Raw genomic sequence first — 12938 nt, 5'->3', positions numbered from 1 at the left:
CCGATGGTAGTGTGGGGCTTCCCCATGTGAGAGTAGGTCATCGCCGGGCTTTAATTGTAGTTTGTTCCTGTCGCTTGAATCTTTTGATAGCTGCGATGCTCATGTACTAACGTACACTGCGCTTCTCGCTTTAAAATCTTCTAACCCACAGAAACAAATTCCTAATTAAAGCAATAATATATAAGACTTTAATTAGAACAATTTGAGAGCCCGTCTTAACGGGCTTTTTTAATCCCTAGGATTATCAGTGCTGATATAGCTCAGGTGGTAGAGCGCATCCTTGGTAAGGATGAGGTCCCCAGTTCGAGTCTGGGTATCAGCACCAGTTAACAGAATTTTGCTTGGCGACAATAGCGCTGTGGACCCACCTGACTCCATGCCGAACTCAGAAGTGAAACGCAGTTGCGCCGATGGTAGTGTGGGGCTTCCCCATGTGAGAGTAGGACATCGCCAGGTTCATATTTGTAGCCCTGACCTTTGGTCGGGGCTTTTTCGTATCTACTTAGTAGTATTGGAAAAGTAGTGTGTGTCTTGCGGATCGCCGCACCGCCCATGTGAAAGTAGGACATCGCTAGGTTTATATGTTTAGCGCTGATCTTGGGGCTCGGCTTTTTCGTTTGACTACTTTAACTCATTTAATTTCCAGTTATAGTCGTATTCAATATCCTTACCTGAAAATTGGATGTCTGGTTTGTATTGTAGCAAGTGTTTCTTAACTCCTTCCTTTCCACCAAAGTCACTCGCAAACCACTTGTAAATAGAAGATAAAACAATCTTGCTACCTTCTTGATCGACACCTTTGGGGCTGTTTATGAATGTTATTGCTGCTTGATTTAGTAACTGCTCCGTGTTTTGGGCAGTGAAAGCTGTATTCTGTAAGTTTGGGCAGCCTAAGCTGGCGCAATTTACGGCATAATGAGTACGAGGATCTTTCCAAATTGGGCGCAAAATTCGGTGCTCAATATCGTTGAGTGTCAGCTCTTTTCCATTGATGGTGATGACTTTTTCATCCCATGGACCAAAGCTAAAAAATCCACCCAATTTTGTAATCGACTTTAAAGGGTAGTTCTCCAATATTAGGTTCACGGTGATAGCGTTATACAAGTTAACCCAATAGGCATATTGTTCTGCTTTTGAGTACTTCAACGGGTCTATTTGTGACATGTTTGATAAAAACTGTTTTAGCTTATCTTTGTCTTCTCTAGAGACTTGATTGTACTTAAATAGATTATTTTCGCCTTTAGCAACAAGGTACTTGTCTAGTAAAGTTTGCCAGTCTTGGTAGGAAATAGTCGAGGTGTTCTGTTCATTGCTGCTATTCCAATAAGGCCAAAGCTCAGATTTGGGTGCGGCTAACAGGGGAAAAGAAGTGAAAGCTATCAAAAAATAAATTAAGTATCTCATTTAATTTGCTCGAAAAAGTAACATTAACTTTTATAGACCGAGCTTTTAGCGACTTACTTTCACAAAAAAGCTGGCGAAGAGGTGCCAGCTTAATTGTTCATAAGAAGTGATAGTTTTCTACTTCAAGAAGTTCGGGATTTTCTGCTCGTAGTCATCGATTTTGTCAGCGTGTTGAAGAGTTAAGCCAATATTGTCTAAACCGTTCAGTAGACAGTGACGGCGGAACTCGTCAATTTCAAAGCTGTATGATTTACCATTAGCAGTAACGACCATTTCCTCAAGGCTGACAGTTATTTCTGCCCCTTCTATAGATTCGATGTACGAGAAGATTTCGTCTACCTCTTGTTCTGTTAATCGAACAGGGACAAGTTGGTTATTGATCGAGTTGCCATAGAATATATCAGCGAAGCTTGGAGCTATCATTGCGCGGATGCCATAGTCTGCTAGTGCCCACGGAGCATGTTCACGTGAAGAGCCGCAACCAAAGTTTTCTCTAGCGATTAGAATAGACGCATCTTTATAGCGAGGCGCATTCATAACAAATTCAGGGTTTGGCTGTTCACCTGCATCGTCTAGGAAACGCCAGTCATGGAATAGGTGTTTACCAAAGCCAATGCGAGACACTTTTTGCAGAAATTGCTTTGGAATAATAGCGTCGGTATCCACATTTGCTGCATCTAGAGGAACAGCAATACCAGTATGTTTTTTAAATCCAGTCATGATAATGGCTCCTTAGTCCAACTCTCTGATATCAACAAAATGCCCTGCAATTGCAGCCGCTGCTGCCATGGCTGGACTAACAAGGTGAGTCCTACCGTCACGACCTTGACGGCCTTCAAAGTTGCGGTTTGAGGTCGAAGCGCAGCGCTCTTTTGGACCTAAGCGGTCATTGTTCATGGCTAAGCACATAGAGCAGCCAGGCAAACGCCATTCAAAACCTGCTTCAAGGAAGATTTTATCCAGCCCTTCAGACTCTGCTTGAGCTTTCACTTGCTCTGAGCCAGGGACAATCATTGCTTGTACATGCTCTGCTACTTTCTTGCCTTTCGCAACGGCAGCAGCAGCGCGAATATCTTCGATTCGAGAGTTAGTGCAAGAGCCAACAAAGACTTTATCTACTGGGTAATCAGACAATGACTTGCCAGCTTCTAGACCCATGTAAGCTAATGCTTTCTCAGCAGATGCTTTTTCGACTGGGTCGTTAAAACTCTCTGGTGCTGGAATTGGAGTATCAACAGAAATAACTTGGCCAGGGTTAGTCCCCCAAGTGACCTGTGGTTTTATATCAGCAGCGTTTATAGTGACTGTTGCATCAAAGGTTGCGTCTTCGTCTGTTTTTAGTGTTTTCCAATACTCGATAGCAGCATTCCAGTCACTTTCAGCTGGAGAGAATTTGCGCCCTTTAATGTATTCGAATGTGGTTTCGTCTGGTGCAATTAAACCCGCTTTCGCTCCCAATTCAATAGCCATATTACAAACTGTCATACGGCCTTCCATTGATAGGTCAGTAATCGCTTCACCACAGAACTCTACAACATAGCCTGTACCGCCTGCCGCTGTCGTTTCACCGATAATCGCTAGTACGATATCTTTTGCGGTGATACCTGGCTTAACTTTGCCTTTGACTTCAATTTTCATTGTTTTAGCGCGAGCTTGTTTCAATGTTTGTGTTGCTAAAACATGTTCTACTTCAGAGGTGCCGATACCGAATGCCAAAGAGCCAAATGCGCCGTGTGTTGCCGTGTGAGAATCGCCACATACGATTGTCATACCGGGAAGAGTGATACCTAACTCTGGTCCCATGACGTGAACAATACCTTGATACTTATGATTGATGTCATAAAGGGTAACGCCAAACTCTTCGCAGTTTTTAGCTAGTGTCTCCATTTGGATACGGGCCATATCACCACAAGCGTTGATGTCTTTGGTTGTGGTTGAAACATTGTGGTCCATCGTTGCAAAGGTTTTGCTTACTTGGCGAACTTTACGACCTTTTTCTCTCAGGCCGTCAAAGGCTTGAGGAGAAGTTACTTCATGAACTAGATGGCGATCGATATATAAAATTGGTGTTTCGCCTTCTGCTGCTACGGCGACGTGTGCGTCGTAGACTTTCTCGTATAATGTTTTGCCCATCTTAGCTTCCTGTAGCCCTCAACACTCAATTGTTGGTATAGGAGTTGAGGTACGTTGATTATAAATATTGTTATGATTGAGTAATATACTGAGCGATTTTGTCGCCCATTTCTGAAGTCGATAATGCAGGCTTATCACCAGCTAAGTCAGCAGTAAGTTCTCCTGCAGATAACGCTTTAGATACTGCTGATTCAATATCTTGTGCAGCCGCTTCTTCGCCTAAACTATATCGAAGCATCAGAGCAGCAGATAGGATTTGTGCCACTGGGTTAGCGATGTTTTTACCGGCAATATCAGGAGCAGAACCACCAGCTGGCTCGTATAGACCAAACTTGCTTTCGTTCAAGCTAGCTGAAGGTAGCATGCCCATAGAGCCAGTGATCATTGCACATTCGTCGGAGATGATGTCACCGAAGATATTTGAGCAAAGCATGACGTCAAACTGAGATGGATCTTTAATTAGCTGCATGGTCGCATTGTCGATATACATGTGTGACAGTTCGACATCTGGATAGTCTTTTGCCACTTCTTCTACGACTTCACGCCATAGGATTGAACTTCTCAATACGTTGGCTTTATCAATAGAGCAAACATTCTTGCGTCTTAGGCGGGCTGAATCGAAGGCGATTCTAGCAATTCTCTCGATTTCGAAGCGGTGATAGATTTCAGTATCGAAGGCTTTTTCATTTTCGCCTTCACCTTCACGACCTTTAGGTTGGCCGAAATAAATACCACCTGTCAATTCACGAACGACCACAATATCAAAGCCACGATCAGAGATATCTGCACGAAGTGGAGAAAAGGCTTCTAGACCAGTGTGGATTTGGGCAGGCCTTAGATTACAAAACAGTTGGAAGTGTTTACGTAGCGGTAGTAGAGCGCCACGTTCTGGCTGACTATCTGGTGGAAGATCTTGCCATTTCGGGCCACCAACCGAACCAAATAAAATAGCGTCAGACTCTTCGCAGGCAATTAATGTTGACTCTGGAAGAGGAGTACCGTGATTATCAATTGCAATACCACCTACATCGTGATGCTCGTAGCTAAAAGCCATGCCATGTTTATCTTCGATGGCTTTTAGTACTTTCAATGCTTGTTGCATTACTTCTGGGCCAATACCATCACCTGGTAGGACTGCGATCTTGTGTGTTTTAGTAGTCATTGTTTTCCTTGGTATTTATATCTTTATAGTCATATTCATTTGAAGGCAAAATTATACGGTTTCTATTTTGCCTGATTTTATTTCTTCTACACGATCAGCACGGTGAATGCTGTTGATAACATGTAATAGTGCTTGTCCTGAAGCTTCAACAATATCGGTTGAGACACCAGTACCGTGATATTTTCTACCTTTGTAATTGGCAATAATGTCTGCTTGACCCAAGCCATCTTCACCTTCACCTTTAGCAGTGAGATCGAATTTATCCAATACAATGTCATATCCAGTGATACGATAAATGCATTGGTACAAAGCATCGACAGGGCCATTACCGACAGCAGCTTCGCATTTTTCTTCTTTGCCACACTGCAGCTTAATGCTGGTTGTCGCCATAACACTACCAGATTGAACGCTTAGATAGCTCATTTTGTAAAAGTCATCTTCTTCACGAAGATTTGCGAAATGCATAAGCGCTTCTAAGTCGTAATCGAAAACTTGCCCTTTTCTATCTGCTAGTTTTAGGAAGTCTTCATACAGAGTATCCAAGTTATATTGATCTTCTTTGTAACCCATTGCATCCATATGGCTTTTTACAGCGGCGCGACCTGAGCGACTAGTTAGATTTAGCACTTTATTTTTAAGGCCAATAGACTCTGGCGTCATAATTTCGTAAGTATTTTTGTTTTTCAACATGCCATCTTGGTGGATACCTGACGAGTGGCTGAAAGCATTTGCGCCGACAATCGCTTTATTATCCTGTACTGGCATGTTGCATAGTTGACTAACTAATTTACTTGTACGGTGAATTTCGTCATGTTTGATTTTGGTTTCTACACCTAATAGATCCTGCCTCGTTTTTATGATCATTGCGATTTCTTCTAAAGAGCAGTTGCCAGCGCGTTCACCAATTCCATTTATTGTGCCTTCAATTTGGCGAGCCCCCGCTTGTACAGCGGCAATTGAGTTCGCGACTGACATCCCAAGATCATCATGGCAGTGAACGGAGATGATTGCTTTATCAATATTCGGTACGCGATTGAACAGGGTTTGGATGATTCCACCAAACTCGTTTGGTACGGTGTACCCTACAGTGTCGGGAATATTGATAGTATTTGCCCCAGCATCTATGGCTGCTTCAACCATTCGGCATAGGTTATCTATTGGTGTGCGACCTGCATCTTCACAAGAAAACTCAACATCGTCAGTATACTTCCTTGCATGTTTTACAGCATGAACTGCCATTTCTACAACATCGTTGTAATCTCTGCGAAGTTTATCTTGAACGTGTATTGTGGAGGTTGAAATAAAAGTGTGAATACGGAACTGTTCTGCGACTTTTAATGCTTCTGCAGCTGCGTCAATGTCTTTTTCCACTGCGCGAGATAAGCCACATATCCGACTATTTTTAATATGCTTTGCGATGGTTTGTACAGATTCAAAGTCACCGGGTGAAGAAACGGGGAAGCCTGCCTCGATGATATCGACACCTAGTCGTTCCAGAGCGTAGGCAATTTGTAGCTTTTCTTTAACGGTTAAGCTTGCTGATAACGCCTGTTCGCCGTCTCTTAGCGTTGTATCAAAGATAATTACCTGATCACTCATTTGTTGCTTCCTTTTTCCAGAGGCCATCTATAGTGGCCTGATAAGTATTATAAAAAAAGCCCGCATTTTAATGCGGGCTTTCGTAAATCTTGTGTGGTTATCTTTCGTCCACTGCCTACCCGCGCGATCTTGTCACGATAAGGAGGAGGCTCAGTAGTCGAGAAGTATAACGGTTCACGGAATTCTTTCCTTTAATTTTGTGCTGTACAAATTAGTACATGACTAACGTGAAGGCGTCAAGTCTAATCAGCATATAATTTGGTTCTGATGTTTTGCTTAAACAAAACGCCAAATCGTAAAATCAATCACTTTTGGGGAATATGAGTAATTATATCGATACCTTATTCAATAAGGAGAAAATACAATTAATCAATCGATTGAAAGTATTTGTAGTAATTATGCAACTGGAAAAACGTAAAGCTGGTAGACCTAATATAGAACTCAATGCTCGGGAAAAACTGATTCAAAGTTCTAGAGAGTTATTTACTGTGTTGAGTTATGGGAAAGTCTCTACTCGTCTTATTGCGAAAAAAGCGGGCGTTAACAGCTCTATGATTCGCTATTACTTTGGTAATAAAGAAGGTCTATTTGAGACTATGGTGCGTGAAACCCTAGACCCATTGAAAGTAAAAATGCAAGAAATGGTTGAGCAGAGCAATCATTCATCTCTTTTGGGGATGCTTCGCACTTACTACAAAGAGATGATCAAAGTACCACTTTTCCCTCGCTTGATGGTACAAACAATGTTACTGCCTCCATCGGATGTTCAGTATCAAATTATGAAGAGTGTCTTCACTGAGCTAAGTGAGCCAATGCGTGAAGTGATTTTTGATAAATTAGTTGACTCCGGGGTCATTAAAAAAGGCATGAATCCCGTACTTTGCCGTTTATCCTATATCAGCTTGATGGTGTTTCCATTTATTACTCCTCCTGCAATTTATTCAATTCATAACATCGAATTTACAGAAGAGTTTCTAATTGAGCTCTTTGAGCACAATATCGAGATTATGAAGCATGGTTTTTTGGCAGTAGAAGAAGCGTAGATCTCGAAGACATATTTTTCACGCCTACTGAAGTAGTTTGTCTGAAGCTTTCATTTTTTTGTCAACAAAGCTTCACAGTAATGCCACCTGACATAACTATGTTGCTATCGTACAGCAAGCTATATATTGGGGAGGCAACTATGCGTACGTTAGATCCTATAGTAAAGTTTGACTTCGCATTTTCATCATTTTGTTTACGTCACCGGTTTAACCATCAGGTCGCCAGTGTATGTAAAGCAATTTCCCATACTGGGGACGGCCACCTATATTTAGTGATGGCTTTACTTGCCAGTCTAGTGGACAAGTCTCATGGGGCGAGCTTTTTTGCTGCGGGGCTACTAGCGTTCGCTTTTGAACTCCCAGCCTACACTGCGATAAAGAAGTTATTTAAACGCCGTAGGCCTGGACAGTTTTCCTCATTGCTTCCTTCATTTATTACTCCGGCAGATCAGTATAGCTTGCCTTCTGGTCACACTGCGGCTGGCTTTTTGATGGCGACTCTCATTGGTCACTTTTATCCTTCTATATTTGTTTTCGCATTAGTTTGGGCTGTTAGTATAGGAGTATCTAGGATATTGCTTGGAGTTCATTTTTTCTCAGATATTTTGTTAGGAGCGGCTCTAGGCGTTTTGTGTGCTTCAGTGTCGATAGCATTACTGGGTTGAAAGTGAATGAGAGTATTGTATGGAGTACAGGGAACTGGCAACGGACATATTGCTAGAGCAAGAGTTATGTGCCGTGCGTTAAAAAAGAAAGGTGTAGTCGTCGATATGTTGTTCTCTGGTCGCCCTAGAGAAAAGTACTTTTCTATGGATGACTTTGGTGACTATCAAACTTGTCGAGGCCTAACTTTTGCGACAGAAAAAGGCAGGGTCGACTATGTACGCTCGGCACTAAACAACAGTGCTTTCCAGTTTAGAAAAGAAGTAAAACGACTTGATTTAAGTTGCTACGATATCGTACTTAACGACTTTGAACCAGTCTCAGCTTGGGCTGCGAAACGTAACAATGTTCCTTGTATCAGTATTTGCCATCAAAATGCTTTTCGTTATGCGGTGCCTACCAGAGGGGCCGGGTGGTTTGACAAGCAAATTCTTCAATATTTTGCGCCTTCGAATCATCATATTGGCTTACATTGGTATCACTTTGATCAGCCACTTTTGCCCCCAATTATCGATGACCAACGTGGCTTCAATAAGGACGATGATTATGTACTCATCTATTTACCATTCGAGAGCTTGGAAGATGTGATGGAGCTATGTCACCGTTTTGTTACCCGTACATTCGTGTGCTATCACCCGGAGATCACCATACCTCAATCGGTCGACAATATAGAGCTTAGGCCATTGAACTATGTGGGTTTTCAGAAACACTTGGATTCCTGCTTAGGAGTTATCGCCAATGGTGGATTTGAATTGCCTTCTGAAGCACTCATTCGTGGAAAAAAACTGCTACTCAAACCTTTATCGGGTCAATTTGAGCAAGTGAGTAATGCGGATACTTTAGAAACTCTCGGTTTAGCGAGCTCTATGGAGTGCCTTGACGCATCTAAAGTCAGGCATTGGCTAGATGAAGGTGGCGCTGAAAGTATCCATTATCCTGATGTAGCATCACCACTGGTTGATTGGGTTATAGCAAGTGATTGGGGTAGTACAGAAAAGCTCAGCCGCAGCTTGTGGGAACAGGTCGATTTTCCAAGTTACGTTTCCTATATTGATTGAATATTCCTTTCCTAGAGTCTTATATATACCATTAAAAGGACTTCTACAGGGCTATCCTGCCTTAAATGCTCAATAGTTTTTATACGAATCAGAACTCTGTTATTTTTTAGTGCAGTACAAATATTCAGTACTGATTACGGTATCCTTTCTGTCTAATCAGAGTTAACCTGCTTGGTCGTTTGAAAGGCCAGTTGTATGTTCTGAAGCCATCGTAAAAGAACAACACTCTCTAGACTCTTTACAGCGGTTTTACGTAGGTTTATTACTTCTCAAAGTAAATGTGGAGGTGGTACTACAATTCAAAAAAGCTGGCTCTCAAACAATGTTCAACTTCAACGCCAACAGATACGAGTTAGACAAGCAATAAGACTAAAGTCTAAATTCGTTTCTTTGCTTTATTACCAATTTAGATATCTTGTGCTCATTTTTATCCTATTCTGAAATATTCACCTTTACACATAAATTAAGTGTTTTTATTCTACTTGCTCATTGATTATCTTTTGCGCATGCTTTTACCTAAATATATATGTGATTTTTATAAATGATGTATTTATATATTTTTATAAATTGACTAACTATATGAAAGATAAATAGAATGGTGAATAGTAAGTAAAAAATACTGATTAATTATCAATCTTGTTGCCAAGCTGCAATTGATTAGTTGATAGTAATGAATATCTCAGAAGTATCTGGGTGATAAATATAAAAAATGCAGGTTATCTATTCCTAACCAAACACGCTATTTATAGCGAAAATGAATTGTTAAATATTGTTATTGATTACCATGAAGAGGCGTAACCAATGTTGGACAAAAAAGATGCAATGAGTGCTATTGCTAGTTATCGAATGGAAAGCACATTACGTGGAGTAGACTTAAACCTATTAACTGTATTTGATGCAGTTATGCAAGAACAAAACATTACCCGAGCAGCTCACAATCTCGGTATGTCTCAACCTGCGGTGAGTAATGCAGTTGCTCGACTGAAAGTGATGTTTAATGACGAGCTGTTTATGCGTCAAGGTCGTGGTATTCAACCGACTCAACGTGCGAGACAGCTATTTGGTCCAATTCGTCAAGCCTTACAATTGATTAGAAACGAGCTACCTAGTTCTATCTTCTCTCCAGAAACATCAACTCGTTTATTTAAACTCGCTATTTGCAGCCCTTGCGATATGCGCTTCGCTCCAAAAATCATGTCAACAGTCCATGAGCAAGCTCCGAATGTTCAGCTTCATTTGGATGCTGAGTTTGATCGCTTGTTAGCAGAAAGAATGCGCTATCAAGAAATTGATTTCGTTATCGACTATGCACGTTTTGACGAGCAAGGCTTCTCAAGTACTGAAATTTTCCAAGACGAGCTAGTCGTTGTTGTCTCTAAAGGACACTCACGCATTCAGGGCTCAGTTACTGCAGAAGAGCTGGCGGCAGAAAAGCATGCCAAACTTTCTAAAGTTCACGGACAGCGAAGCTTCTCAGAGCAAGCTTACAGTGAAATTGATGTTCAGGCATATTATGAAGGTACAAGTTTAAGTAATGTACTGTATGTTGTTGGACAATCAGAGCTTGTCACTATTGCACCACGTTGGATGGTCGAAAATGCTGCGAACAAGGATCAACTACAAATTTTAGATTTCCCATTTGAAAATTCTTGTATCAGTGGTTACCTAAGCTGGCATGAATCTAGCGAAAAAGACAAAGGCCACATTTGGCTGCGTGATCAGCTAATGATTATTTGTGGTGAAGTGGTTGCGCTTAACTAATTTGAAGTAATAGCAGTCCTGATTTACTGAATGAGCTCTGAAAACAACGTTTTCAGAGCTTTTCTTCTTTATGTTTGTAAAATATATAACCTTATTTCTTCCGTTTCATTGTTTATTTAACTATTCTTGATTGCTTTTTCTAGTTTCTAATTCTATGTAATTAGAAATTTTGGGTTTTTTATCCTTTTGTGAGGGATATGCAATTAGACCTAAATCAAATTAAGCGTTAAAGTTACTCCGTTAGCTTACCTCGATATCTAGGAGGTAAGTACATAGCCGAAGACTCATTGTCGTTACTATGGTTTCGATAATAGGCTACGAATAAGACCTACGACTATGTACGCCAGAATAACTTATTTATCCGATAAACTTATTGCTGGTTAAGGAGAAAATATGGAAACGCTATCCGGCGCAGAGATGGTTGTGCAATCTCTGATTGAAGAAGGTGTAGAGCAAATATTTGGTTATCCAGGCGGCTCTGTTTTGGATATTTATGACGCTCTGCATGCAAAAACTGAGAAAATCAAACACGTACTTGTTCGTCATGAGCAAGCTGCGACCCATATGGCTGATGGTTATGCCCGAGCGACAGGAAAGCCGGGAGTTGTGCTAGTGTGTTCTGGCCCTGGGGCCACGAATACAGTTACTGGTATTGCTACCGCTTATATGGATTCCATTCCGATGATTGTCATTTCTGGCAATGTACCAAATAACCTTATCGGGAACGACGCCTTCCAAGAGTGTGACATCGTTGGTGTTTCTAGACCGATTGTCAAACACAGTTTTCTTGTTAAAAAGGCTGAAGATATTCCTGAAACCGTCAAGAAGGCGTTCTATATTGCCTCGACAGGAAGACCAGGCCCTGTTGTTATTGATTTGCCAAAGGATGTGATGAATCCATTGGTGAAGTTTCCATATCAATATCCAGAAACAATTAAAATGCGTTCTTACAACCCAACGACCATAGGACATAAAGGGCAAATCAAAAAAGCACTGAAAGCCCTGTTCGAGGCTGAAAAGCCTGTTTTGTATGTTGGTGGTGGTGCGGTTATCTCTGAATCCTCTGAATACATCACAAAACTTGCAGATGCGCTAAATCTGCCAGTAGTTAGCACGTTAATGGGGTTGGGAGCGTTTCCTGGTACCCACAGAAATTCATTAGGTATGCTGGGCATGCATGGCACCTATGAAGCGAATATGGCGATGCACAATGCTGACTTAATATTTGGTGTTGGCGTGCGATTTGATGATCGAACGACGAACAACTTAGAAAAGTATTGTCCCAACGCCAAAGTAATGCATATCGATATTGATCCATCATCGATATCAAAAAACGTCAAAGTCGACTTACCCATTGTAGGTTCGGCAGAGAAAGTACTTTCAAGCATGCTCAATTTACTTGTTGAGCATGGGGGAAGCAACAGTGAACAAGCGCTTAATAGCTGGTGGCAAGATATTGATGAATGGCGTAGCCGCAACTGTTTAGCGTATGAAACTTCTTCCGAAAGAATAAAGCCTCAGCAGGTCATTGAGTGCCTACATCGGTTGACTAATGGTGATGCTTACGTAGCTTCAGATGTGGGCCAACACCAAATGTTTGCTGCACTTTACTACCCATTTAATAAACCTCGTCGGTGGATTAACTCCGGAGGCCTTGGAACCATGGGGTTTGGTCTGCCAGCTGGAATGGGGGTGAAGTTTGCTAACCCAGATGAAGAAGTGATTGTTGTCACTGGAGATGGCAGTATTCAAATGAATATTCAAGAGCTTTCAACTGCTCTTCAGTACAATATTCCAGTTAAGATCATAAACTTGAACAATCGTTTTCTTGGCATGGTAAAACAATGGCAAGACATTATTTATCAAGGGCGCCATTCTAACTCTTATATGGACTCAGTACCGGATTTTGCAGCTATAGCAGAAGCCTATGGCCACGTAGGAATGCGTATCTCCTCTCCGGATGAATTGGAGTCTGGTTTAGAAAAAGCCTTAAGCATGAAAGATAGATTAGTCTTTGTTGATATCAGCGTTGATGAAACCGAACATGTCTACCCAATGCAGATCAAAGGCGAGGGAATGGACAAAATGTGGTTAAGTAAGACAGAGAGAACCTGA

General features: G+C 41.5%; 10 protein-coding genes, 1 tRNA gene and 1 rRNA gene. 7 read left to right on the top strand and 5 right to left on the bottom strand.

Annotation, left to right across the window (positions count from 1 at the left end; translation table 11 throughout):
* The first annotated feature begins 249 nt into the window (after positions 1–249).
* Both ACM2FC_RS15535 and rrf read left to right on the top strand, forming a co-directional pair.
* Positions 250–325, top strand: a tRNA-Thr gene (locus ACM2FC_RS15535).
* A gap of 15 nt (positions 326–340) precedes the next feature.
* Positions 341–456, top strand: a 5S ribosomal RNA gene (rrf, locus tag ACM2FC_RS15530).
* Positions 457–621: 165 nt separating this feature from the next.
* Here the strand turns inward: rrf and ACM2FC_RS15525 are convergent.
* From ACM2FC_RS15525 to leuA, 5 genes are all read right to left on the bottom strand, one after another.
* Positions 622–1404: a DUF547 domain-containing protein gene (locus ACM2FC_RS15525; protein WP_498481871.1), complete on the bottom strand. Its 783-nt coding sequence runs from the start codon at positions 1402–1404 to the stop codon at positions 622–624.
* Between the two features lie 117 nt (positions 1405–1521).
* Complete coding sequence (leuD, locus tag ACM2FC_RS15520) at positions 1522–2124, bottom strand: 3-isopropylmalate dehydratase small subunit (RefSeq protein ID WP_498481870.1); 603 nt, start codon at positions 2122–2124, stop codon at positions 1522–1524.
* Positions 2125–2136: 12 nt separating this feature from the next.
* Positions 2137–3537: a 3-isopropylmalate dehydratase large subunit gene (gene leuC / locus ACM2FC_RS15515; protein ID WP_498481869.1), complete on the bottom strand. Its 1401-nt coding sequence runs from the start codon at positions 3535–3537 to the stop codon at positions 2137–2139.
* A gap of 70 nt (positions 3538–3607) precedes the next feature.
* Entirely contained in the window at positions 3608–4699 is a 1092-nt protein-coding gene (leuB, locus tag ACM2FC_RS15510; protein WP_498481868.1) for a 3-isopropylmalate dehydrogenase, read from the bottom strand.
* Positions 4700–4750: 51 nt separating this feature from the next.
* Positions 4751–6298: a 2-isopropylmalate synthase gene (leuA, locus tag ACM2FC_RS15505; RefSeq protein ID WP_498481867.1), complete on the bottom strand. Its 1548-nt coding sequence runs from the start codon at positions 6296–6298 to the stop codon at positions 4751–4753.
* Positions 6299–6696: 398 nt separating this feature from the next.
* Between leuA and ACM2FC_RS15500 the strand changes: the two genes are divergently transcribed.
* The 5 genes from ACM2FC_RS15500 to ACM2FC_RS15480 all read left to right on the top strand — a co-directional run bounded on the left by ACM2FC_RS15500 (position 6697) and on the right by ACM2FC_RS15480 (position 12938).
* Positions 6697–7341, top strand: coding sequence for a TetR/AcrR family transcriptional regulator (locus tag ACM2FC_RS15500; protein ID WP_498481866.1), 645 nt, complete (start codon positions 6697–6699; stop codon positions 7339–7341).
* A 140-nt stretch (positions 7342–7481) separates the two neighbouring features.
* A complete protein-coding gene (locus ACM2FC_RS15495; protein ID WP_498481865.1) occupies positions 7482–8006 on the top strand; it encodes a phosphatase PAP2 family protein in 525 nt (174 codons plus the stop codon).
* 6 nt (positions 8007–8012) lie between these two features.
* Positions 8013–9062 (top strand): MJ1255/VC2487 family glycosyltransferase, encoded by a 1050-nt coding sequence (locus tag ACM2FC_RS15490; protein WP_498481864.1) that lies wholly within the window; start codon positions 8013–8015, stop codon positions 9060–9062.
* 801 nt (positions 9063–9863) lie between these two features.
* Positions 9864–10823, top strand: a complete 960-nt coding sequence (gene leuO, locus ACM2FC_RS15485; protein WP_498481863.1) for a transcriptional regulator LeuO — start codon at positions 9864–9866, stop codon at positions 10821–10823.
* Between the two features lie 393 nt (positions 10824–11216).
* Positions 11217–12938: an acetolactate synthase 3 large subunit gene (locus ACM2FC_RS15480; protein WP_498481862.1), complete on the top strand. Its 1722-nt coding sequence runs from the start codon at positions 11217–11219 to the stop codon at positions 12936–12938.

It is taken from the genome of Vibrio sp. A37, assembly GCF_059777565.1.
This window is presented reverse-complemented; position numbering and strand designations above follow the sequence as displayed.